A 22,514-nucleotide genomic window follows, 5' to 3' on the forward strand; every position below is an offset into this window, starting at 1 on the left:
TTTTCCACCTACGCCACGTGGTGGATACGGCAGGCCATCACGCGCTCGATCGCCGACCAAGCGCGCACCATCCGCATCCCGGTGCACATGATCGAAACCATCAACAAGATGAACCGCATCAGCCGCCAGATCCTGCAGGAAACCGGCATCGAGCCCGATCCGGCCACGCTGGCACTGAAGATGGAAATGCCGGAAGACAAGATCCGCAAGATCATGAAGATCGCGAAAGAGCCGATCTCGATGGAAACCCCCATCGGCGACGACGACGATTCGCACCTGGGCGATTTCATCGAAGACCAGGCCAACACCGCGCCCATCGAGGCCGCCATGCAGGCCGGTCTGCGCGAGGTGGTCAAGGAAATTCTGGACAGTCTGACGCCGCGCGAAGCCAAGGTGTTGCGCATGCGTTTTGGCATCGAGATGTCGACCGACCACACGCTGGAAGAAGTGGGCAAGCAGTTCGACGTGACACGCGAGCGCATCCGTCAGATCGAGTCGAAGGCGGTGCGCAAGCTCAAGCACCCGAGCCGCTCAGACAAGCTGCGCAGCTTCATCGACACGATGTAAACGCCCCATCCTTGCGGGTGGGGACAAAGCGCACCGCTCAGTGTCTTGGTGGTTTGGAATCAGGGACACCATCCGATCTACTGTGAAGCTGCGGTGAAGTTGTTCGTGCAACAAGCCTTCACCACAGCCATTCACGGAAGCCGACGGCATTTGGCATAGTTTCTTCGCTTGAGCGGGCGCGATACGCAAGGGCCGTACGGGATTTTCAGCCCTGGTGCGGCCCGGTCCCCGCTGGAGCGACCGTACAGCCGGGTCCGCCACCCCAACAGACCTGACGCAGTGCCTTCAGGCGGGGTGGACGGCACCAAGCCCATACCCGCGGTGGCAGCGCCACAGGGTGGACGCGTCGGTACGCCAACCGACGTTTGCCACACAGCAATATCCGGCCCCACAAGCGGGCGCGGTGGCGCATTGTCACTTTTGTTGGCACGCTTTCTGTTAGTTTCCACGCATGGCTCTTTCCCTCGATTTCCTCACCCTGCCCCTGCTGGCTGCTGCTGCGCTCGTCTTCATCAGCGTGCTGGCGGGGGTGTTTTCAGCGCGCATCGGTTTTTCTTTTCTGCTGGTGTTTCTGGTGGTGGGCACGCTGGCTGGCGTGGACGGGCCTGGCGGCCTGGTGTTCAACGACTTTCGGCTGAGTTTCTGGGTGGGCAACGTGGCGCTGGCGGTGATCTTGCTGGACGGTGGCTTGCGCACCAACTTGAGCACGTTTCGCACCGGTTTGCGGCCTTCGCTGCTGCTGGCCACGGTGGGCGTGGTGCTGTGCACCGCCATCACGGGTGCGGCGGCGTACTGGTTGCTGGATTTGTCTTGGCCACTGGCCTTGCTGGTGGGCGCGATCGTGGGGTCAACCGATGCGGCGGCGGTGTTTTCGCTGCTCAAGTCGTCGGGCGTGCACCTGAACGAGCGGGTGGCGGCCACGCTGGAGATTGAGTCGGGCATGAACGACCCGATGGCGGTGTACCTGACGCTGACTTTTATTGGCATTGCCTTGGCTGTGGCCAGCGGCGGTGCGGGAGCGTTAAGTGCCTGGAATGTGTTGCTGTCGCTGCTGCAGCAGTTTGGCTGGGGCACCGTGCTGGGGCTCGGTTGCGGCTGGGCACTGGCCGAACTGCTCAAGCGGCTCGGCCGGGGGGAAGACGGTGGCGGTGGTATTCGGGCGCTGCTGGTGGTATCGGGCGGTCTGGCGGTGTTTGCGTTCACCACCTGGTTTGGTGGCTCGGGTTTTTTGGCGGTCTACATCATGGGCGTGGTGGTAGGCAACCGGGCGCGCCGACAAGTGCGGACCTCGCTGTCGGCCATGGATGGCTACGCCTGGCTGTCCCAGGCCGGTATGTTCTTGCTGCTCGGGCTGCTGGTGACACCCTCTGACCTGCTGCGCACGCTGTGGCCCGCGCTGGGCGTCTCGCTGGTGCTGATGCTGGTGGCACGGCCCCTGTCGGTGTGGCTGTGTCTGGCGCCGCTGCACTTCAAACCGCGTGAGATCACCTTCATTTCGTGGGTGGGACTGCGCGGTGCGGTGCCGATTGTGCTGGCGGTGTTTCCGGTCATGGCAGGCTTGCCGGGGGCGCAGACTTTCTTCAATGTGGCGTTTGTGGTGGTGATCACGTCGCTGCTGCTGCAGGGCTCCACCATCGCCTGGAGCGCCAACCGACTGGGCGTGACGATCCCAGACCCCGACGACACCGCGCACTCCCGGCTGGTGCTGGGCGACTTTGTCATGGACGCCAGCACACCCATGGAAGACATTTGCGGTTTTTATGGACTGCCTGTGCCCAACGAGCCAACCCAGGCCATAGGCGACTGGCTGCAAGCCGAGCTGAACCGCCCGCCGGTGCCAGGCGACAGCGTGCTGCTGGGCACGGCAGAGATCAGCGTGCGCGACATGAAAGGCAAGCGCATCGGGCATGTGGGGATCAAGCTGGGTTGAACGCCTCAAAAGGCGGTCGGACCGCTGAGCGGTATGGGGTATATTAATAACCCACCGGTCATTAAAATTCACCCACCTGTGTCCTCTGCTCCCGACAACGATCCCTTGGACGACGCTGCCACCGATGCCGCGCCGCCGCATCGCCGTGCGCGCCGCAAGGAAGCACGTCCCGGGGAGCTGGTGGATGCCGCGCTGGCCTTGTTTGTTGAAAAAGGGTTTGCAGCCACGCGGGTTGAAGAAGTCGCCGCGCGGGCGGGTGTCTCCAAAGGCACGCTGTTTCTGTACTTCCCCAGCAAAGAAGAGCTGTTCAAGGCGGTGGTGCGCGAGACCATTGCCGGGCGTTTCACCGAATGGAACGAAGAACTGGACCGCTTTGACGGCAGCAATGCCGAGTTGGTGCGCTATTGCATGCACAGCTGGTGGGAGCGCATCGGCATGACGGCGGCCTCGGGCATCACCAAGCTGGTGATGAGCGAAGCGGGCATGTTTCCTGAGATTGCCGCTTTTTACCAACAAGAGGTGGTGGGCCCCGGCTACAACCTGCTGCGCCGGGTGCTGCAACGCGGCATGGACAGCGGCGAATTTCGACCGCTGCAGCTGGAATACGCGGTGTACAGCCTGATCGCCCCCATGATTTTTCTGCTGATGTGGAAACATTCCATGGCACCGTGCTGCCCAGCGTCGCAGCAGATCGACCCCGTGAGTTTTATCGACAGCCAGGTCAGCCTGCTGCTCGGTGGCATGCTGGCCTCTGGTTGAGACCGAGCGCTCGCCCACCACGACCAAACCACCGTCCAAATCCTTAACTTTTTATTGCACCCATGAACACCCCACGTCGCCCCTGGATTCAATGGTTGTTGCTGGCTTTGCTGGTACTGGCCATTGCGCTGGGCTTGGTGCGCGCCCTGAACAAACGCACCGCACAACGCGAAGCCGCCAACCAGGCCGCCACCGCCCTGCAGCAGGCCCCGGTGTACGCGCTGACGGCACAAGACGTGGTGGCGGTGCTGCCGCTGACGCTGACGCAAACCGTGGGCATTTCGGGCTCGCTCAAGGCCTTGCAAACAGCGGTTATCAAGGCCCGCGTGGCCGGCGAGGTGCAAGGCCTTGGCAAGCGCGAAGGCGACACGGTGCGGGCCGGCGAAGTGGTGGCGCGCATCGACAGCACCGAGGCGCAAGCCCGGCTGCGCCAGGCCAGCCAACAAGCCGAGGCGGCCCTGGCACAGGTGAGCATTGCCCGGCGCACGCTGGAGAACAACCAGGCCCTGGTGCGCCAGGGCTTCATTTCGGCCACGGCGCTGGAAACCGCCAGCGCCAACCTGGCCGCCGCCGAGGCGAACCACCAGGCAGCGCTGGCCGCACGCGACATCGCCCGCAAAACGCTGGCCGACACCACCCTGCGCTCGCCCCTGAACGGCCAGGTGTCGGCCCGGCTGGTGCAAAACGGCGAGCGGGTGGCGCTGGACGCCCGCCTGCTGGAGGTGGTGGACCTGGCGGGCTTTGAGCTGGAAGCCGCGCTGGCCCCCACGGACGCGGTGGCTGTGCTGCCCGGCCAGCAGGTGAGCCTGGCGGTGGAGGGCCTGGCGCAACCGGTGCAGGCCACCGTGGCGCGCATCAACCCCAGCGTGCAAGCGGGCAGCCGCAGCGTGCTGGTGTACCTGCGGGTGCCGGCGGGTACGGGCATGCGCCAGGGGCTGTTTGCCCAGGGGCACATCGTGACCGGGCAGGTGAAAGCGCTGGCGGTGCCGCTCTCGGCGGTGCGCAACGACAAACCGCAGCCCTACGTGCAGCTGCTGCGCGATGGCCGTGTGCAACACCAAACCGTGGTGCCCGGCGCGCGCGGTCTGCTGGACGGCGAACCCATGGTGGCGCTGGAGGGTATACCCGCCGGTACCCAGCTGCTGCGGGCGCAGGCTGGGCTGATACGCGAAGGCACGGCGGTGCGCCTGCCAGCCGCTGAGCCCCACAGCACAGCACCCAGCGCCAACCCCGCCCCCGCCCCCGCCCCCGCCACCACCACCCACTGAGCACCGCACCATGTGGTTCACCCAAGTCTCGTTGCGCAACCCGGTGTTTGCCACGATGGTGATGGTCGCCTTTGTGGTGCTGGGACTGTTTTCATTCCAGCGGCTGCAGATCGACCAGTTCCCCAACATCGACTTTCCGGTGGTGGTGGTGACCACCGAATACCCCGGTGCGTCGCCCGAGATTGTCGAGTCGGAACTGACCAAAAAGGTCGAAGAAGCGGTGAACGCCATCGCGGGCGTGAACACCTTGAGCTCGCGCAGCTACGAGGGCCAATCGGTCGTCATCATTGAATTTCAGCTGACGGTGGACGGCCGCAAGGCGGCAGAAGACGTGCGCGAGAAGATCGCGATTCTGCGGCCCACCCTGCGCACCGAGGTGAAAGAGCCGCGCGTGCTGCGCTTTGACCCGGCGGCGCGCTCCATCTGGTCGCTGGCGGTCATTCCTGAGGGTACGGACGGCAACAAACCCTCGGCGGTCGAGGTCACCACCTGGGCCGAACAAACCCTGAAAAAGCGACTGGAAAACGTGCGCGGTGTGGGCTCGGTCACGCTCGTGGGCGGCACGCAGCGTGCGGTCAACATCGACCTGAACCCCAAGGCCATGGAGGCACTGGGCATCACGGCCGAGCAGATCACCAGCGCCGTGCGCAACGAAAACCAGGACCTGCCGGTGGGCACGCTCAAAACCGCTGAGCGCGAGCGCGTGGTGCAGGTGCTGTCCCGCCTGAAAAACCCGAAGGACTTTGAATCCATCATCGTGGCCCGGCGCGGCGGCTCGCCCGTCTATTTGTCGCAGGTGGCGCGGGTGAGTGACAGCACCGAAGAGGTGGAAAGCCTGGCGCTGTACAACGGCCAGCGCACGCTGCTGCTGCAGGTACAAAAAGCACAAGACGAAAACACCATCGCCGTCACCGACGGCCTGAAGGCGGCGGTGCAAGCGCTGCAGGCCGAGGTACCACCCGGCATGCGGCTGGAGCAGATCACCGACGGCTCTCGGCCGATTCGCGTGTCGGTGGACAACGTGCGCCGCACGCTGATTGAAGGCGCACTGCTCACGGTGCTGATCGTGTTTTTGTTTCTGAACTCGTGGCGCTCCACCGTCATCACCGGCCTGACGCTGCCCATTGCGCTCATCGGCACCTTCTTTTTCATGAACCTGTTTGGCTTCACCATCAACATGATCACGCTGATGGCGCTCACGCTGTCGGTGGGTTTGCTGATCGACGATGCCATCGTGGTGCGCGAGAACATCGTGCGCCATGTGCAGATGGGCAAAACGCCCTTCAACGCAGCGATGGACGGCACGCAAGAGATTGGGCTGGCGGTGCTGGCCACCACGCTGTCCATCGTGGCGGTGTTTCTGCCCATCGGTTTCATGGGCGGCATCATCGGCAAGTTTTTCCACGAATTCGGCATCACCATGGTGGCCGCCGTGCTCATTTCCATGTTCGTCAGCTTCACGCTCGACCCCATGCTCTCCAGCGTGTGGCACGACCCGGAAATTGAAAAACACGGGAAACACGAAGCCCCACGCACCCTTTACGACAAAACCATTGGCCGCGTCACCGGCTGGTTTGACCGCCTGCAGGACAGCATGACCGCGTCTTACCAGGGCGCGTTGCGCTGGTCGCTCGCACACAAGCTCGCCACACTGGGCCTGGCGCTGGCCACATTTGTGGGCAGCATTTTCATGGTGCCGCTGTTGGGTACCGAATTCGTACCCAAAGCCGACTTTTCTGAAACCTCGCTGAGCTTCCATACCCCGGTGGGCTCGTCGCTGGCCGCTACCGAAGCCAAAACCCGGCAGGTGGAAGCGGTGCTGCGCGAGTTCCCGGAAGTGAAATACACCCTGGCCACGCTGAACACCGGCAACGCGGTGGGCACCATGTACGCGAGCGTGTATGTGCGCCTGGTGGACCGCAAAGACCGCACGCTGAGCGCCGACGCCATGTCGGCCAAACTGCGCGAACGCTTGCGCAGCGTGCCCGGCATCACCGTGACGCATGCCGGCCTGCTCGACCCGGTGGGCGGCAACAAACAGGTGGAGTTTTCGCTGCAGGGCGACGACCTGGCCGAGCTGGAACGCCTGACCGCCCAGGTGATGGAGCGCATCCGCCCCATCGTGGGTCTGGTGGACCTGGACGCCAGCGTGAAACCCGACAAACCCACGGTGGACGTGGTGATGCGGCGCGAAATCGCTTCCGACGCCGGGCTGAGCGCGGCGGCTGTGGCCAGCAGCCTGCGCACCCTGGTGGCCGGGCAAACCGTGGGCAACTGGCGCGCGGTGGACGGCGAGAGCTACGACGTGAACGTGCGCCTGGCGCCCGAACTGCGCCAACGCACCAGCGACCTGGAGCAACTGCCCTTTGTGGTGGGCACCGGCGCCGACGGCGCCGCCCGCGTGGTGCGCCTGGGCCAGGTGGCACAGGTGGTCGAATCGACCGGGCCCAACCAGATCAACCGGCGCAACCTGAACCGCGAAGTGGCGATCAATGCCAACGTGTACGGCCGCTCGGCGGGCGATGTGTCGGCCGACATCCGGCGCGTGCTCGACAGCACACCCTTCCCGCCCGGCTACCGCTACGAGTTCGGCGGCTCCACGAAAAACATGCAGGAATCGTTTGGCTACGCGGTGTCGGCGCTCGCGCTGGCCGTTATCTTCATCTACATGATCCTGGCCAGCCAGTTCCAGAGCTTCTTGCAGCCGCTGGCACTCATGACCTCGCTGCCGCTCACGCTCATTGGCGTGGTGGTCACGCTGCTGCTGTTCGGTTCCACCATGAGCATGTTCTCGGTCATCGGCATCGTGCTTCTGATGGGCTTGGTGACCAAAAATGCCATTTTGCTGGTGGACTTTGCCATACGCGCCCGCCACGGGCTGGATGGCGCTGCGCCGCTGGACCGCGAAAGCGCCTTGCTGCTGGCGGCCCAGGTGCGGCTGCGCCCGATTCTCATGACCACGCTGGCCATGGTGTTTGGCATGGTGCCGCTGGCGTTTGCGCTCACCGAAGGTTCCGAACAGCGCGCACCCATGGGGCAAGCGGTCATTGGCGGCGTCATCACCTCGTCGCTGCTCACGCTGGTGGTGGTCCCCGTGGTGTACTGCTACATGGACGACCTGGCGCAGTGGCTGCGCCGCAAGTTTGGCGGGCCAGCCGCAGCCCTTGCCAGCACCGATGTCAGGGTCGCACCGGCCAGCGCTCAGTAAAATGAACCAACATCGGCTAACATACCCACCGGAGTATCAAACATGACCTCTCAGACCGCCACCACCGCCAAGCCCATGAGCCTCGACCAAGCCCGATTCAACATGATCGAACAGCAAATCCGGCCGTGGGAAGTGTTGGACGCCAACGTGCTGGAGCTGCTGAGCCGCGTGCACCGCGAGGCATTTGTGCCCGCAGCGCACCAGGCGCTCGCTTTTGCCGACATGGAACTGCCCCTGACCCACCCGGCCGTGGAAGGCCAGTGCCTGCTGGCGCCCAAGGTGGAAGCCCGTCAGCTGCAAGACCTGCAGCTCAAACCGACCGACAAGGTGCTGGAAGTGGGCACCGGCAGCGGCTACATGGCCGCACTGCTGGCCAGCCTGGCGCAACGCGTGGTGTCGATTGAAATCGATCCCAACCTGGCCCGCAACGCCCGGGAGAACCTGCAAAATGCCGGCATCACCAACGCCGACGTGCGCACCGCCGATGCCGCCGCCAACCAGTTTGCGGCCTGCACCGCCGAAGGCCCTTTTGACGCCATCGTGCTCAGCGGCTCGGTGGCCGAGGTCCCGCCAGCGCTGCTGGCCCTGCTGGCGCCCGGTGGCCGGCTGGTCGCCATCGTGGGCCAAGAACCCGTGATGCGCGCCACGGTGGTCACCCGCGTGGGCGACGCATCGTTCCAGACCGCTCAGCCCTGGGACACCGTGGCGCCTCGGCTGCAGAACTTCCCCGAACCCTCGCGCTTTCAGTTCTGAGTTGCACGCCATGATCTCGATCCACCCCGCCCAACTCCAGGACTGGCTGAAAGCCGCCGAGACCCAGACGCCACCAGGCGCCTTGCCCGTTGTGCTGGACGTGCGCGAGCCCTGGGAACTGCAAACCGCATCGGTCAAGGCCAATGGTTTCCAGCTGCTGCACATGCCCATGCGCAGCGTGCCCGCCCGCTACCTGGAGCTGGACCGCAACCAGCCGATTGCCTGCCTGTGCCACCATGGCGCCCGCAGCGCGCAGGTGGCCCACTTTCTGACAAACCAGGGCTTCGCCCACATCGTCAACATCCACGGCGGCATCCACGCCTGGTCTCACGAACTCGACCCCACGGTTCCGGTCTACTGAGCCCACCGCGCCTTGCTGCCCCACCGCTCCGTCTCAAAGGAAATTCCATGAACGCCCATTCCAACCGCCCGTCCCACACCCAGCGCCCCTTGGCGCTCAGCCGCTTGGCCATCGGCGCTTTGTTGGCGCTGGGCGGCGCCAGCGGTGCGCAGGCCCAAAGCCTGGTGGAACTCTACGAAGCGGCACGGGGCTTTGACGCCACCTACCTGTCGGCGCTCTCCCAGTTTGATGCCAGCCAAGCCAAAGCCGCCCAAGCCCGCGCTGGCTTGCTGCCGCAGGCGGGCCTGGCTGCCGCCGCCAACTGGGCCCGCCGCGACAGCTCGGCCGCCGCCCTGGAAGGCACCAGCAACAGCCAAAGCGTGGCGCTATCGGCCAGCCACCCGCTCTACCGTCCCGCCAACCAGTTGGTCAACGACCAGGCGCAGCTCAGCATCGACGTCGCCAAAGCCCAACTGGACACCGCCGAACAAGACCTGATCGTGCGCACCACGCAGGCCTACTTTGACGTGCTGGCCGCCGAAGACACGCTCACCTTCGTCAAGGCGCAAAAAACGGCTGTATCGGAGCAACTGGCCGCGGCCAAACGCAACTTTGAGGTGGGCACCACCACCGTGACCGACTCGCGCGAAGCGCAGGCCCGGTTTGACCTGGTGCTGGCGCAAGAAATTGCTGCTGAAAACGACTTGCGCGTCAAGAAACTGGCGCTCGACCAACTGGTGGGCAAGGCCGGCGTGGCGCCCAAGCCCCTGGCGGCTCCCGTGGCGCTGCCCGCCCTGACACCCGCCGACCCGCAAGCCTGGGTGGCCCAGGCCGAAACCCGCCACCCCGCCGTGCTGCAAGCCACCAAAGGCCTTGAAATGGCGCAGCTGGAAACCCGCAAAGCCGAAACCGGCCACCAGCCCACGCTGGACCTGGTGGGCCAATACCAGATTGCACGGGCGCCCACCACTGGATTCCCGAACAACGTGCGAACCAACACCGCCAGCGTGGGCCTGCAGTTCAACATGCCGCTGTACACCGGCGGCGCGGTGCAAAACCGCATCAAGGAAACCCTGGCGCTGGAAGACAAAGCCCGCACCGACCTGCAAGCCGCCCAGCGTGGCGTGAGCCAGGCCACCCGCGCTGCCTACTTCGGCGTGCTCTCAGGCCAAGGCCAGGTGAAAGCCCTGGAAGCCGCCGAAGCATCCAGCCAAAGCGCCCTGGACGCGAACAAATTGGGTTACCAGGTGGGTGTGCGCATCAACATCGACGTACTCAACGCCCAAAGCCAGCTGTTCCAGACCAAACGCGATCTGGCCGTGGCGCGCTACAACGTGTTGCTGGGTGGCCTGCGGTTGAAGCAGGCCAGTGGGCAGCTGGCGGCGCAGGATTTGTTGGTGGTGAATGGGTTGCTTCAGAAGTAAGGCCAACGGGCATCACATTGCTGGGGTGCAACGGCGCATATGTGAGTACCTGCGCTCAGCGCTTCCTAGCAGGCGCCTCTCCCCGACTCACAACAAAGTACTGATGTCCAGTGGGCCAATAGAGCGGCCTCATGGAAAATGTTTTCCAATCTCCCCGCTGCGGTCCCATGGAGTACATCGCACACAACATGAACTCGTTTCAAGACCGAATGCTGACCTTGGCACGATGGGGTGTGATTGGACTCTTGTTTTCCATCTCATTTTCGAAGGCGCTATTCAATATATCTTCCACTTTGATGATCGCAGGCTGGCTGCTGTCGGGCGACTTTCCCCACAAACTGAGCCTTATGCGGCGAAGCCCTGTGACAGCGGCCTCTATCGGACTGTTTTTGATCATCGCAATCAGCACTCTCTACAGCGAAGCCGATTTGCAGCGGATGCTGATCAGCGTCCAAGCCTACAGTAAATTGCTGTTCATTCCGATCATCGTGTCGCTGATAGACACACCACAATGGCGGTATCGCTGCTGGAATGGTTTTGCGGCGGGCATGATCGTCACGCTGGCCCACGCCTACGCAGACATCTGGTTCGACATGCCTTGGACGCGCACTTACCAGACTGATCTAAATGGCGACACCGGTGTATTTCAACACCACATCGCGCAGACGGTGGTGATGGCCTTCTTCGCTGCATTCTGCCTCCACCGCGCACGTCGCAGCCAATTGACAGGATACCGCGTGTTATGGATAGCTCTATCGACGCTTGCGGCACTCAGCATCACCCACCTCAGCATCGCACGCACCGGACAGGTGGCACTGATGGTGGCTCTGCTGACGCTGTTGATGGTGTCTGTGCCGCGAAGGTGGGTGCTCCCTTCCCTCGGAGGCTTCGTGCTGGTGGCACTGTTACTGGGTCTTTCGTCAAGCAGTCTGCAGAGCAGGTTCCAGCAAGCCTACGAGGAGGTGACCCAGTTCCAATTCAAGAACGACTATTCCTCGGTGGGTGCACGCCTGCAGATGTGGAACATCTCCCTTGGCCTGATCCGGGAAAAACCCCTCTTGGGTCACGGCGCGGGATCATACACCCCGTTAGTGGAAAAAGCCTTTGCGGACGAACATATGTGCAGCATCGGTTGCGCCCAGCCACACAACCAGTTCCTGCTGTTCGGCGTCGAGACCGGTTTGCTGGGTGTACTGGCCTTTTGCGCGTTGCTCGCCAGTGTGCTGGTGGCATGGCTGCAGATGCCTGATCGCAACCCGTTGTTGCCTGTCTATGTTGTCATCCTGGGCTTAACCTGTCTGTCGGACAGCGGCCTACTGATCCGTGCACAGGCCTATTTCTTCATACCGGTACTGGGCCTGCTGGCTTCAGGACCAATATGTACGGAAGAGACGGTCGCCTGAGAAAATCTACCGACATGACATCCGCGATCCGGAAGGAGGACGCAGCCGGTCAATAGGCACCGCGAGCCAACACCTTGATTGCCAGAAAAACCGCCGCCGCGTACCGCAACGGTGTCGGTGACAGGCCTCTGACAAAGATCCAAGCCCTCTCACGCTGGCCCTGTTTGGCCGCCCGCCGCAGGAAACGGGTGCACAGGAACCAGCGCTCCCGGCTATAAGCTGGAAAGCTGTTGGCATTTCGGTCGTGCGTGCGCCGGTAGCATTCCAATCCAATCAAGGACGCTGTCGAGACCGTGAGTTGTGCAGCCTTCTCACTGGTCGGCACATATCCCCGGTAGACGATGGTACCGGGCTCGACTTCGTACCATGGCTGTTGCCCACAGGCGATAAGTTGTAGGCAAAGGTCGGTGTCTTCATCGATAACTTGCTCCACCGTGAAGCCACCGAGCTGCACAAAGGTATCGCGTCGAATCCAGAGGCCATCGCTGACGGCCGCGATACGGTCCTTCAGCGGGCTGGTCTCTGGAACAATACCCCGCCGGAGACGGCGTCGCTGCCGAGAACGATCCATGCAAATATCGGATCCCGAACGTTCTACGGTGCTGGCAAAGCCCCATACCGCAGCACTGGATCTCAGCACCGTCTGAAGCACCCGGGTGCAATAGTCTGCAAGCATTTCATCATCATCGTCCAGAAAGAAGACGATCTCACCCGCCGCTTGTAACACACCCCAGTTTCGAGCACTGGAAGCCCCTGAAGGGCCGGGATTGACCGTCACCCTCAGTCGAGGATCGTCCAGTCGTCGGATAACCTGTGCAGCCGGTATGTCGGACTTGTCATCGACCACCAGCACCTCGCCGTCTACCGGGCAAGCGGTCAGGGCCGAGCGCACTGCGCGCTCCAGCAGCGTATCCCGGTTGTGGGTGGGAATGACGATGGTGCAGCAGCGCATCAGCCGCCCCAGATGTGGTGTGTGTCCCTGAAGTAATCCACACAGGCCTGGTTGGCTGCCACGCGGCCATGCCCTTCGTGCACCAGCTTACGCAGTGATGCTTCTTTCACCTCGTTGGTGTTACCCTGGGCGCGGTGATGTCCTTCGCCGTTGAGCCAGATCGGAACACCGTTCAGGGCGAGCTGACCCGAGAGCCAGATGTCGTCCACCATCCACAGGATCTCTGGAATGTCGAAGGCGGCATCGGTGAAGAACCGGGGCTTCACCAGCACACCACCCCATCCTTCAAGCATGTCGACATAGCCACTGCCCACATTCTTGCGGGGCTTCCAGGTGCCCAGCGAAAGCGCGCGCCGCAGCCGGTACGCCCAGTCCTTGGGACGCCGGGAAGAGCGCGGCTGGCACTCGCCCCGGAAGCTATGCGACGAGTAATCCGCCACATCGCCGCCTTCTTCCACGATGCAGCAATCCGGATGCGCACGGCTCGCGTCCAGAAAGCGTTGTGCCCAGCTGGGGTCGTACACCTTGTCGTCATCGCAAAACAGGATGGCAACATCCTGACTTTTGTACTGCTCCACAGCGGGCAATGCCTTGGTCGCAGGCCCGTAGTCCGTATCGACCAGACAGATGTTCACCCCGGCTGGCACAGTGGGCAGCTGGGCCGGGTCGAACTCGAACCGGCGGTACTTTCTGGGCAAGTACAGGTTGACCGCATGGACCGACGCGCTCTGGGCGAGCAGCGAGCGAAGGGTTTCACCCAGATAGGGGAAGCGCGGCGGAATGGCCGTGAGAGAAAGAACCAGTTTCATACCTGCCCGCCGTTGTCTTTCCAGTAGGACTGCATCCAGTCCACGGCACCCGAGCCGTGGTGAGGAAAACGGTCCCAGTTGCCCGGTGGCGGGCGCACCAGATCCACCGGGCGTGGCTTGCCGTGGAACACCAGCACCCGGGCCAGTTCAGCGGGGCGCTGCGGCTTGCGGAAGCGGTCGATCAACAGGGGCTGGCGCACGTGGTACTTGAAGCTGACGATCCAGTCTTGCGGCCAGTAGGCGATGCCGGGAACCACGCCATGCAGGTAGTCTTGTTCGATCTTGTAGGTGGCCACCATGGCATCGCGCTCGGCCTTGATACGGTCGACCACGAAGCCCAGCGAACCGAGGTCGAACGCGAAGATGGATGACATGGTGCGGGGAGCGCCAGTCTTGTGTCGCCAGGGCCGGGAGTCGATAGCCACCAACGGACCCTGGGCCTCGAAGAACGCATCAATCTTACCCAGCAGCACGGTATCTAGGTCAATGAACAAGGCGCGGCCCGTCAGACCGTACAGATCGGACAGGAAAACCGCCAGCTTGGGCCAGGCCCCGTTGTAGTAGTGCCATTCGTCCAGACCGATGTCGGGGATTGGGAACACTTCCACACCCGTTTCGATGCCATCAGCCTCGTTGGTCAGACAGACGAAACGGAAGTTTCCAGTGATAGCCCTCCGGCAGGCCTGATGCAACACATTGACGTATTCGGCGGGGTACAACGTGCCCCACTTCATGCAGAGCACGACGCGCGGTGGTTTCATGTGGTTCATTCCAGTGGCAGGGCTGCGTGGCGGGGCTGGAGCCGGCCTTTTCGGGCCAGATAGGCGACACGCGCCATAAGGTGGGTTGTTTGTTCGGCGTATTTGGTCCAGCGCCGGCTCAGGGAGTAGCGCTTGACGGCGCCAAAGTTTGAGCCCGTGATGGTGCTCTGCCCTTCATCCTGCGGGTGGCTGGGAAAGGGCTCCAGGCCAAAGTGCCTGATGTCGTGGCGCTGCACCTGTTCCAGTTCTCGGTCGATTGGTGCGCGAATCGGCAGCAGCCGTGGCAGCAGGCGCTGCGCCGTTTCACGCTGTACCAGATAGGCACCGAAGCCGGTGGCAGCGCCGATATAGGCGTTCAGTCGATAGGGACCCAGCAGGCCTTGGCAAACCGGTTGTTTGGCCCGGATCTTGGACAGCTTGAGCATGTCCCAGTGCGCGCGACCACGCAGGGCTGTGCGCAGCGCGTCGGCAAAGTCGTCGTGAAAGACCATGTCGTCTTCCAGCACCAGCAGCACCTGCGCATCCGAAGCCAGAAAGTGCCGCCAGGCCCGCAGGTGCGAGTGGTAGCAGCCGATCTCACCCGGCAGCACATCGCGCCCGACGTGCCGCTCGAAGGCAGCCACGTCCACACTGGGCAGCAGCTCTTCAAGCCGGTTGCGCCCGTCGACGGCGGGCATCAGCTCGTAATCGAGCCCCAGCGCCGCCATTCGCCGCTCCATGCGCGCGCGGCGGTCGGTCGAGCGAGGCAGGTTGATCAGCAGCACCATCAGTTCCGGCAACCGCAACGCTGGGCTCATGAGGTAAAGACCTTTTGCGCGGGACGGCTCCAGTAGTCTGCGCTCTGGAGAATATCGGCAAAGCGCGTTGCCGCGTCGCCTGCACCAAAAGACGCGTCCATGGGCAGGCGTTGTGCCCAACGCTCGGCCAAAAAGCAATCAATCGCATCGATTTCAAAGGCTGTGCTGGCCTGAATGGAAGGTGAATGGGCTCGGTTGGTCTGGCGCGTACCGATATCCAGACTCGGCAACCCCAGAAACGGCGCCTCGCGCACCCCGGCGCTGCTATTGCCCACCATCACCGCAGCGTGCTTCATCAATTCGCTGAAATAGTTGAAACGCATCGAGGGGATGAGCCTAAAGCGTTCTTTGGACAGGGTTTCGAGCACGGCAAAGATGTCCTCGGTCCCAGGGTCGTTGTTGGGCGCAATGACGACGAAGCACCTGCCACTGGCCTCAAGCCGGCCGAACAGCGAAGCGGCCTGAGCGCCGATGGTGTCGGCCTCCGATGTCACCGGATGGAAGACGGCGATGCCGTATTCGTCGAACGGTATCGCGTAACGCTTCTTGACTTCTTCGATGGTCACACCCGAGGGGCGGGCGTGGGTATCGAGCTCGGGAGATCCAATGTTGTAAACACTGTCGGGCGATTCGCCCAGCGCCAACACACGGGCGCGGGCTGCTTCGGAGCTGACGAAATGGGTGGCGCAGAGTTTGGTGTTGCAGTGGCGAATGCTTTCGTCGATGGTGCCGGAGACTTCGCCGCCTTCGATGTGGGCCGAGGGGATGTATTTCATGGCGCAGACGATGCTTGCGGCCAGGGCCTCCACGCGATCGCCATGGATGATGACCAGATCGGGCCGGTGCTCGTGCACGAAATCGGAGAAACCGAGGATGGTTTTGGACAGGATGAAGTCGAGCGCATCGCCTTCACGCTGGTTGACAAGCTCAAAAAAATCAGCCTCGGGAAAACGCTTCACCTCCAGCCGGGTTTCACCGTAGCGGCGCATCATGTGCATGCCGGTGATGAAGAAGCTGATAGCAAAACCCGCTTGCTGGGCCGCATGGGCCAGCGGTTCGAGCTTGCCGTAGTCGGCCCGTGTGCCGGTGACGAAGAGAAGCCTTTTGCTCATTGTTTATTCGGGCTGCACACCGTCCAGGTCGCTCCACAGCAGCTGCTGGTTGCGCTGGACGGCGCGCGTGAGGCGCGCACCGATGAGGCGGTCGAAGTGCTGCACGGAGATTTCACCCGAGCCGGGGCGGCGCGCCCAGATGTCGGACGCGGCCACCACATGGCCAGCGGGCAGGTCTTTGTCGGCCACCACCGAGCCCCGGGCGAAGCGGTACACGTCTTCTTCGGGCGCGGTGCGCACCTTGGGGTTGTTCAGTGCGATCTGGATTTCGCGCGAGCGGTCGATCAAAAAGCGCAATTCGGCCGGGTCCATGGAGCAGGGAATGTCGGGGCCTTTGCGGTAGCGGGTGTCGGTGAAATGGCGCTCCAGAATGCAGGCGCCCAGGGCCACGGCAGACAGGGCCATTTCGGGGCCGATGCTGTGGTCGGAAAAACCGATGACAGCGCGCGGGAAGGCGTTGCGCAGTTCGGTGATGCCTTGCAGGCTGACGATTTCAGGCGGCGATGGGTAGAGGTTCGTGCATTCGAGCAGGGCGTATTCGATGCCCGCATCGTCCAGTGCCTGCACCGAGGGGCGCAGCGAGTCGATGGTCTGCATGCCGGTGCTCAGAATGACGGGCTTGCCAAAGCTGGCGATGTGGCGGATGAGCGGCACGTGGTTGGCTTCACCCGAGCCAATTTTGAAGCCAGGCACGCCGATATCGTTCAAAAAGTCGGCGGCGGCGCGCGAAAACGGCGTGGAAATGTAGATGAGGCCAAGGTCTTCGGCGTGTTTTTTCAGGGCGATTTCATCGTCTTTGGACAGGGCACAGCGGGCCATGACCTCCCAGATGGATACATCGGCGTTGGGCGGAAAAATGCCTTTGGCTTCATCGGTCATTTCGTCTTCGACGAAGTGGGTCTGGTGCTTGACCATTTCGCAGCCCGCACGGTGCGCGGCGCTGACCATGGCCTTGGCGACGTCGAGACTGCCGCCGTGGTTGATACCGATTTCGGCGATGACCAGCGGGGGCTGGCTGGGGGAGATTTCGCGGTGGGCGATTTTCATGGGTTGCTCCTGAGGTCAGACGGCTGTCCAGCCGCCATCCACAAAAAACTGCTGGCCGGTGGAATAGGCCGAAGCGTCGGAGGCGAGGTAGACCATCATGCCGACCATGTCTTCGCGCCGGGCCATGCGCCCCAGCGGTACGCGCTCGGTGTAGCGGCGCACGAATTCGGGATCGTGGTTGTTTTGCACGCCGCCGGGCACCAGGGTGTTGACACGAATGCCTTTGTCGCCCCAGTAGGTGGCGAGCCAGCGGGTAAGGCCATGCACACCGGCTTTGGCTGCGGCGTAGCTGGGCAGGGAGTTGAATTTCATGCCCTCGTAGATGCGGTGGTCGGGGCCGACCACGCCGTAGGTGCTGGAGACGTTGACCATGCTGCCACCGCCGCTTTTGAGCATGGCTTTGCCGCCTTCGCGGGCGACCAGATAGACGCCTGTGAGGTTGACGCGGATGGCCGATTCCCAGACCGCCAGCGTGGAGTCTTCAAACGAGGTGAACACCGCGCCCTGGCGCATGAGGTGTTCGCCGGTGGCGGCGGCGTTGTTCAGCACCACGTTGACTTGGCCGAAGCGGGCCATGACCTGTTCAAACAGGTTGACCACGTCAGCCTCCACACCCACGTCGCAGTTCACGCCGAAGGCTTCGCGGCCATCGGGCGTTTTCACCAGCCGGGCTTTGCCCACCGGATCGGCAGCGGCGAGGTCGGCCATGACGACTTGGGCACCATGCTCCGCCAGCCCCTGGCAATAGGCCGAGCCCAGCAAGCCGGTGCCGCCGGTGACCACCACGACTTTGCCGGTCAAATCGAAACGTTGTGTCATCTTGTGTTCCTCAAAAATAGGGGTGCTTGGTTGCTCTGCGAATTCGCCGATTAACCGATCGAAAAATCAAAGGCTCAAAGGCTCAAAGGCTCAAAGGCTCAGGCGCTTTTTCATCAGGTATTCGACCAGTTCAAAGTCGAATTCGCTGTCGATATCGGGGCTTTTGGCGGTGCCGATGTCGTAGCCGTGGGTACGGCCCGAGAGCAGGCCGGTGCCGCGCCGCAGGTAGTCGGGCGAGAGCACGTAGATGGAGGCGACGTGCTCAAAAACCTTGGGGGCGTCCTGGCGGCGCACGATGGGTTTGGGGAGCTGCTTGCAGATGCGCTGGACGCCGTCCACCACTTCGAGCATGTTGAAGTAGGGGTTTTTGCGGGCTTCGCAGACCGAAAACACAGCGTCCACGTCGGAAGCGCGGAACTGCGCAATGGCTTTTGAAATATCGTCCACATCACGCAGTGGCGAGGTGCAATCCATATCCACAAACAGGTCGATGGTTTCGCCGTAATGGGCTTCGCACGCGGCCAGGGCGTGCTGCCAGACCTCCCATTTGCCGGCGGTGTCGCTGGCGAGTTCAGCGGGGCGCATGAAGGGGACTTCGGCGCCGTAGGCGCGGGCCACTTCGGCAATGGCCGGGCTGTCGGTGGAGATGACAAGGCGGTCAATCTCGGGGCAGGCCAGGGCTTGTTCGATGGTCCAGGCAATCAACGGCTTGCCCAGCAAGGGCCGGATGTTTTTGTTGGCGACGCCTTTGGAGCCGCCTCGGGCACCGATCACGCAGGTGGTGTTCATGGGTGTATGTGTGGGGTTGGGGAATGTTCAGACGTCAATACGCAGCCGGGGACAAACTGCGCGGGTCCACATGGCGGCGCTCGTCGGAGGCGATGTGGCTGGCCAGGGCCAGGCGCAGCACGTCGATGGCATCCGGCAGGGGCGAGGCGGCGGGCAGCGTGGGATGTTGGATGCGTTCCAAAAAGTGCGCCATGTGCTGGCGGAACATGGTGTTGCGCTCAAAACCTTCGGGCACTTGGTGCACCAGCGCCGGTGCGGTGCCCGCGCGTTCGAGCCAAACGCTGCCTTTCACGTAGTCCCATATCAGCACGCCGTGGCGGCCCACCAGTTCCATGTCGCGGCCATAGCCGGGGCGCACATAGTCCAGATGCACCTGGGCCAGCACGCCCGAGGCCATGCGCAGGCCGATCTGGGCCACGGCCTCGGTTTCAATCTCCAGCGCGGGCACGGTGCGGGTCATGGCGGTCACATCAGCCACGGGACCGAGCAGCCAGTTCACCAGATCCAGTTCGTGAATGAGGTCAAAAATCACACCGCCGCCGGTGGCGCGGAAGGCGCCGTAGCCCAGGCGGTGGTCGGTGCCAGGCCGCCAGTCGGGCAGCCACTGACCCACCGAGGCGCGCGCGTGCATGATCTCGCCGAGCTCACCGCTTTGCAGGTAGGCATGCAGCCATTGCAGGTTGGGGTGAAAACGCAGCATGAAGCCGGCCTCGACCACCAGCGCCTGCTCGCGCACCAGGCGCAGCAGTTCGGCGCTGTGGTCCAGCGACACGGCCAGGGGTTTTTCGAGGAACAGGTGTTTGCCGTGCTGCGCGGCCATCAAGGCCACCGCCATGTGCTGATCGGTGCGGTTGGCCACCACCACGGCGTCAATGTCGCTGGCCAAGGCGGCGGCCAGCTCGGGCGCAGCCTGTTGCCGGTAGCTGTAGGTCAGCACCTCGGCACCGAGTGCCAGCAGGTTGCCAATGTGACGTTTGCCAATGGAGCCCGTGCCGACGACAAGAATTTTCATGGGTGGTGTGGAGAGATGGGGCGGCTACGGTCTGCGCATGCCCCGATGGCGCAACTGAGCCCGTTACTATACTTGTCACCGCCACCCGCACCGCCGATGCCTCGCCACGCTTCCTCTGCCAGCCCCCCGACCTTCCCGCCCAGCGGGAAGCTGTCGCTGCTGATCACACTCTACGAACTGCTCTGGCATCTGCTGATGCCACTGGTGTTGCTGTTTTTGTGGCGCAGGGGAAAGCGCGAGCCGCTGTACCGCCAGTTCTGGAGCGAACGCTGGGGCCGCACGCGCACAGCGCTGGACCGTCCGCTGTGGGTGCATTCGGCGTCGATGGGTGAAATGCGCGGCGCGGCACCCTTGGTGCGGGCCTTGCTGGACGCGGGCTATCCGGTGCTGTTGACCACGCTCACGCCCGCCGGGCGCACCGCCGCGCACAGCCTGTTTGCCGCTGCCATGGCCGAGGGACGTGCGCAGGTGGCTTATGTGCCGTTTGAGCTGGGCTGGGCGGTGCGCCGGTTCATTCGGCAGGTGCGTCCGCGCGCAGCGCTGATGACCGAGATTGACACCTGGCCGGTGCTGCTGGCGACCATTCGCCGCCAGGGTGTGCCACTGGCCATGGCCAACGCGCAATACCCGAAAAAAAGCTTTGAACGTGACCCCGGCTGGGGCGGTTTTCGCGCGGGCCTGTTTCAGGCCTACCCGTTGGTGTTGTGCAAGTCCGAAACGCACGCGCAGCGCTTTCGCGCGGTGGGCTGCCAGCGGGTGGTGATTGCCGGTGAAACCCGGTTTGACTTGCCAGTGTCACCACAGCAAATGGAAGCGGCACAGCGCCTGGTGGCCCAATGGCAACTGGCCACAGGCGTTCCTGGTGGGCGGCCGGTGGTGTGTTTTGCCAGCGCCATCGTGGGGGAAGATGAGCAGTTTCTGCAGGCGTTCGCCCAAGTCAAGGCCGGGCTGCTGCAGGCTGGCAAACCCGATCCGCTGTTTGTGTATGTGCCGCGCAGCCCGCAGCGCTTTGATGCCGTGGCGCAGCTGTTTGAAACAGCGGGATTGCGTGTGGCACGGCGCAGCCGCGTGCTGGATGCGGGACTGTCGCCCACCACCGACGGACCCGATATGGGCACCATCGACGTGTTGTTGGGCGACTCGCTGGGCGAGATGTACTTTTACCTGGCGCTGTCGCAGGTGGTGGTGGTGGGTGGCTCGTTCGTGGACTCGGGTGCGCACAACATCATCGAACCGCTGGCCTTGAAGAAGCCGGTGATGGTGGGCCCGAGCATCTGGGGCATTGAATACCCGGGCGTGGAAGCCTTGGCCGCAGGTGTGCTGCAGCAGCACATGGACATTGACAGCCTGTCGGCAGCGCTGGTGCAGGTGCTCACCGATCCCGCAGCGTACGCAACCGCCATCGCCGGGGCCGAGGCTTTTTACGCCGAACATGGCGGCGCCACAGCCAAGCACATGGCGGTGCTGGTGCCGTGGCTGGAGCGCACATGAAACAGCCCAAACCCCTGGCCCTGCGTGTGTATGGCGGGCTGGCGCGTGCGCTGGCGCCGGTGTGGCGCTGGGGCCTGCGCCGGCGCTTGCAGCGCGGCAAAGAAACCGAGGCCAGCATCCAGCAAAAACTGGGCTTGCACATGGCTGCGCGCCCGGCTGGGCCGCTGGTGTGGGGCCATGCCGTGGGCGTGGGCGAATCGATGGCGCTGGCGGGCTTGTTTGCGCGGCTGGCACCGCTGCGGCCCGAGCTGAACTTCCTCATCACCACCACCGCCCGCACCTCGGGCGATGCGCTGCGCCGCAACGGGCTGCCACCGCGTTGCCAGCACCAGTTTGCGCCGGTGGACACGCCCGAGGCCACAGCGCGCTTTCTGGACCACTGGCAACCCGTGCTGGCGGTGTGGTGCGAAATGGATTTGTGGCCCGCGCTGATGGACGGCACCGACGAACGCCACATCCCGCGTGTGCTGGTGAACGCCCGGCTGTCTGCCGCGTCGCTGGCCAAACGCCGCTGGGGCCGGTGGATTTACCAGGCGCTGCTGCCCGGGTTTCGCCACATTTTTTCGCAAAACACCGACACGGTGGATGCGCTGGTGAGCCTGGGTGCTGTGCGCGAGCGCACCAGCGTGAGCGGCACCATCAAATCGCTGTCGCCCGCGCTGGCTTGCGATGCGGACACGTTGAGCGCATGGCAGCAAGCATTGGGGTCACGCCCGGTGTGGCTGCTGGCCTCCAGCCATCCGGGGGAAGAAGCCCTGGCGCTGCAAGCCCATGCCTGGTTGCGAGAAGCACAGCCAGATGCCTTGCTGATCGTGGCGCCGCGCATACCCACGCGGGGTACGGAGGTTCGCACGCTGTGCGGCCCCGAGACACCGCTGCGCAGCGCCAACGCCCGCCTGCCCACGTCGGCCGGGGTGTATGTGGCCGACACGGTGGGCGAGATGGGCCTGTGGTACCGGCTGGCACCGGTGGCGCTGGTGGGCGGATCCATCGCAACAGTGGGCGGGCACAACCCGTTTGAGCCGCTGGCGCTGGGCTGCGCCGTGTTGCACGGGCCGAACGTGTGGAACTTTGCCGAGAGCTACCAAAGCCTGGATGTGCAGGGGCTGAGCCAACCGGTGTCGGATGCGCAGCAACTGGCGGCGGCGGTGGCCCGCGCCTGGGCTGAGCCCACACCACGACAAGACCGCCGCCCTGCCGACGCGCAGGTGGACGCGATGCTGGCGCAATTGCAAGCCCATTTGAATTGACCGCACCGGCGCAGCCGGTGTGT

Annotated in this window: 20 protein-coding genes; 11 read left to right on the forward strand and 9 right to left on the reverse strand. The window is 63.6% G+C overall.

Annotated features, from left to right (window positions below):
- From Q7J58_RS03870 to Q7J58_RS03910, 9 genes are all read left to right on the forward strand, one after another.
- Positions 1–567: sigma-70 family RNA polymerase sigma factor (locus Q7J58_RS03870; RefSeq protein ID WP_304823682.1), on the forward strand; the 567-nt coding region annotated here is incomplete at its 5' end.
- Between the two features lie 451 nt (positions 568–1,018).
- Positions 1,019–2,497, forward strand: coding sequence for a potassium/proton antiporter (locus Q7J58_RS03875; protein ID WP_304823685.1), 1,479 nt, complete (start codon positions 1,019–1,021; stop codon positions 2,495–2,497).
- Between the two features lie 78 nt (positions 2,498–2,575).
- On the forward strand, positions 2,576–3,256 hold the full coding sequence (locus Q7J58_RS03880) for a TetR/AcrR family transcriptional regulator (protein WP_304823687.1): 681 nt from the start codon (positions 2,576–2,578) through the stop codon (positions 3,254–3,256).
- Positions 3,257–3,318: 62 nt separating this feature from the next.
- Entirely contained in the window at positions 3,319–4,524 is a 1,206-nt protein-coding gene (locus Q7J58_RS03885) for an efflux RND transporter periplasmic adaptor subunit (RefSeq protein WP_304823690.1), read from the forward strand.
- A gap of 10 nt (positions 4,525–4,534) precedes the next feature.
- Positions 4,535–7,732, forward strand: coding sequence for an efflux RND transporter permease subunit (locus Q7J58_RS03890; protein WP_304823692.1), 3,198 nt, complete (start codon positions 4,535–4,537; stop codon positions 7,730–7,732).
- Between the two features lie 75 nt (positions 7,733–7,807).
- Complete coding sequence (locus Q7J58_RS03895; protein WP_304823827.1) at positions 7,808–8,485, forward strand: protein-L-isoaspartate O-methyltransferase; 678 nt, start codon at positions 7,808–7,810, stop codon at positions 8,483–8,485.
- 10 nt (positions 8,486–8,495) lie between these two features.
- Positions 8,496–8,846: a rhodanese-like domain-containing protein gene (locus Q7J58_RS03900; RefSeq protein ID WP_304823695.1), complete on the forward strand. Its 351-nt coding sequence runs from the start codon at positions 8,496–8,498 to the stop codon at positions 8,844–8,846.
- Positions 8,847–8,893: 47 nt separating this feature from the next.
- Positions 8,894–10,249: a TolC family outer membrane protein gene (locus tag Q7J58_RS03905; RefSeq protein ID WP_304823698.1), complete on the forward strand. Its 1,356-nt coding sequence runs from the start codon at positions 8,894–8,896 to the stop codon at positions 10,247–10,249.
- A gap of 167 nt (positions 10,250–10,416) precedes the next feature.
- On the forward strand, positions 10,417–11,652 hold the full coding sequence (locus Q7J58_RS03910; RefSeq protein WP_304823700.1) for an O-antigen ligase family protein: 1,236 nt from the start codon (positions 10,417–10,419) through the stop codon (positions 11,650–11,652).
- Between the two features lie 49 nt (positions 11,653–11,701).
- Here the strand turns inward: Q7J58_RS03910 and Q7J58_RS03915 are convergent, their stop codons facing one another.
- The 9 genes from Q7J58_RS03915 to Q7J58_RS03955 all read right to left on the reverse strand — a co-directional run bounded on the left by Q7J58_RS03915 (position 11,702) and on the right by Q7J58_RS03955 (position 19,750).
- Complete coding sequence (locus tag Q7J58_RS03915) at positions 11,702–12,604, reverse strand: glycosyltransferase family 2 protein (protein ID WP_304823702.1); 903 nt, start codon at positions 12,602–12,604, stop codon at positions 11,702–11,704.
- Entirely contained in the window at positions 12,604–13,413 is an 810-nt protein-coding gene (locus Q7J58_RS03920) for a hypothetical protein (protein WP_304823705.1), read from the reverse strand. Before Q7J58_RS03920 ends, Q7J58_RS03915 begins: the two co-directional genes overlap by 1 nt.
- Entirely contained in the window at positions 13,410–14,174 is a 765-nt protein-coding gene (locus Q7J58_RS03925) for a glycosyltransferase (RefSeq protein ID WP_304823707.1), read from the reverse strand. Before Q7J58_RS03925 ends, Q7J58_RS03920 begins: the two co-directional genes overlap by 4 nt.
- Before the next feature lie 5 nt (positions 14,175–14,179).
- Positions 14,180–14,971, reverse strand: coding sequence for a glycosyltransferase family 25 protein (locus tag Q7J58_RS03930; protein WP_304823710.1), 792 nt, complete (start codon positions 14,969–14,971; stop codon positions 14,180–14,182).
- A complete protein-coding gene (neuC, locus tag Q7J58_RS03935) occupies positions 14,968–16,083 on the reverse strand; it encodes a UDP-N-acetylglucosamine 2-epimerase (RefSeq protein WP_304823713.1) in 1,116 nt (371 codons plus the stop codon). The genes Q7J58_RS03930 and neuC overlap by 4 nt, the downstream gene beginning before the upstream one ends.
- Positions 16,084–16,086: 3 nt before the next feature.
- Complete coding sequence (locus tag Q7J58_RS03940) at positions 16,087–17,130, reverse strand: N-acetylneuraminate synthase family protein (RefSeq protein ID WP_304823716.1); 1,044 nt, start codon at positions 17,128–17,130, stop codon at positions 16,087–16,089.
- Positions 17,131–17,145: 15 nt separating this feature from the next.
- A complete protein-coding gene (locus Q7J58_RS03945; RefSeq protein ID WP_304823719.1) occupies positions 17,146–17,949 on the reverse strand; it encodes an SDR family oxidoreductase in 804 nt (267 codons plus the stop codon).
- 90 nt (positions 17,950–18,039) lie between these two features.
- On the reverse strand, positions 18,040–18,738 hold the full coding sequence (locus Q7J58_RS03950; RefSeq protein ID WP_304823722.1) for an acylneuraminate cytidylyltransferase family protein: 699 nt from the start codon (positions 18,736–18,738) through the stop codon (positions 18,040–18,042).
- 34 nt (positions 18,739–18,772) lie between these two features.
- A complete protein-coding gene (locus tag Q7J58_RS03955; protein WP_304823725.1) occupies positions 18,773–19,750 on the reverse strand; it encodes a Gfo/Idh/MocA family oxidoreductase in 978 nt (325 codons plus the stop codon).
- Between the two features lie 96 nt (positions 19,751–19,846).
- Here Q7J58_RS03955 and Q7J58_RS03960 point away from each other — a divergent pair, with 96 nt between their 5' ends.
- Positions 19,847–21,241, forward strand: coding sequence for a glycosyltransferase N-terminal domain-containing protein (locus Q7J58_RS03960; protein WP_304823727.1), 1,395 nt, complete (start codon positions 19,847–19,849; stop codon positions 21,239–21,241).
- Positions 21,238–22,491, forward strand: a complete 1,254-nt coding sequence (locus Q7J58_RS03965; RefSeq protein WP_304823730.1) for a glycosyltransferase N-terminal domain-containing protein — start codon at positions 21,238–21,240, stop codon at positions 22,489–22,491. The genes Q7J58_RS03960 and Q7J58_RS03965 overlap by 4 nt, the downstream gene beginning before the upstream one ends.
- Positions 22,492–22,514 lie beyond the last annotated feature (23 nt).

Source organism: Hydrogenophaga sp. (assembly GCF_030656115.1).
In the GTDB taxonomy this organism is placed as follows: Bacteria; Pseudomonadota; Gammaproteobacteria; order Burkholderiales; family Burkholderiaceae_C; genus Hydrogenophaga.

Excerpts from the sequence above, each read along its gene's own strand:
- Q7J58_RS03915 (WP_304823702.1), bottom strand. The coding sequence starts at position 12,604 with ATGCGCTGCTGCACCATCGTCATTCCCACCCACAACCGGGATACGCTG.
- Q7J58_RS03920 (WP_304823705.1), bottom strand. The coding sequence starts at position 13,413 with ATGAAACTGGTTCTTTCTCTCACGGCCATTCCGCCGCGCTTCCCCTAT.
- Q7J58_RS03945 (WP_304823719.1), bottom strand. The coding sequence starts at position 17,949 with ATGACACAACGTTTCGATTTGACCGGCAAAGTCGTGGTGGTCACCGGC.
- Q7J58_RS03930 (WP_304823710.1), bottom strand. The coding sequence starts at position 14,971 with ATGAGCCCAGCGTTGCGGTTGCCGGAACTGATGGTGCTGCTGATCAAC.
- Q7J58_RS03900 (WP_304823695.1), top strand. The coding sequence starts at position 8,496 with ATGATCTCGATCCACCCCGCCCAACTCCAGGACTGGCTGAAAGCCGCC.
- Q7J58_RS03875 (WP_304823685.1), top strand. The coding sequence starts at position 1,019 with ATGGCTCTTTCCCTCGATTTCCTCACCCTGCCCCTGCTGGCTGCTGCT.
- Q7J58_RS03905 (WP_304823698.1), top strand. The coding sequence starts at position 8,894 with ATGAACGCCCATTCCAACCGCCCGTCCCACACCCAGCGCCCCTTGGCG.
- neuC (WP_304823713.1), bottom strand. The coding sequence starts at position 16,083 with ATGAGCAAAAGGCTTCTCTTCGTCACCGGCACACGGGCCGACTACGGC.
- Q7J58_RS03895 (WP_304823827.1), top strand. The coding sequence starts at position 7,808 with ATGAGCCTCGACCAAGCCCGATTCAACATGATCGAACAGCAAATCCGG.
- Q7J58_RS03960 (WP_304823727.1), top strand. The coding sequence starts at position 19,847 with ATGCCTCGCCACGCTTCCTCTGCCAGCCCCCCGACCTTCCCGCCCAGC.
- Q7J58_RS03890 (WP_304823692.1), top strand. The coding sequence starts at position 4,535 with ATGTGGTTCACCCAAGTCTCGTTGCGCAACCCGGTGTTTGCCACGATG.
- Q7J58_RS03955 (WP_304823725.1), bottom strand. The coding sequence starts at position 19,750 with ATGAAAATTCTTGTCGTCGGCACGGGCTCCATTGGCAAACGTCACATT.
- Q7J58_RS03940 (WP_304823716.1), bottom strand. The coding sequence starts at position 17,130 with ATGAAAATCGCCCACCGCGAAATCTCCCCCAGCCAGCCCCCGCTGGTC.
- Q7J58_RS03965 (WP_304823730.1), top strand. The coding sequence starts at position 21,238 with ATGAAACAGCCCAAACCCCTGGCCCTGCGTGTGTATGGCGGGCTGGCG.
- Q7J58_RS03950 (WP_304823722.1), bottom strand. The coding sequence starts at position 18,738 with ATGAACACCACCTGCGTGATCGGTGCCCGAGGCGGCTCCAAAGGCGTC.
- Q7J58_RS03885 (WP_304823690.1), top strand. The coding sequence starts at position 3,319 with ATGAACACCCCACGTCGCCCCTGGATTCAATGGTTGTTGCTGGCTTTG.
- Q7J58_RS03925 (WP_304823707.1), bottom strand. The coding sequence starts at position 14,174 with ATGAAACCACCGCGCGTCGTGCTCTGCATGAAGTGGGGCACGTTGTAC.
- Q7J58_RS03910 (WP_304823700.1), top strand. The coding sequence starts at position 10,417 with ATGGAGTACATCGCACACAACATGAACTCGTTTCAAGACCGAATGCTG.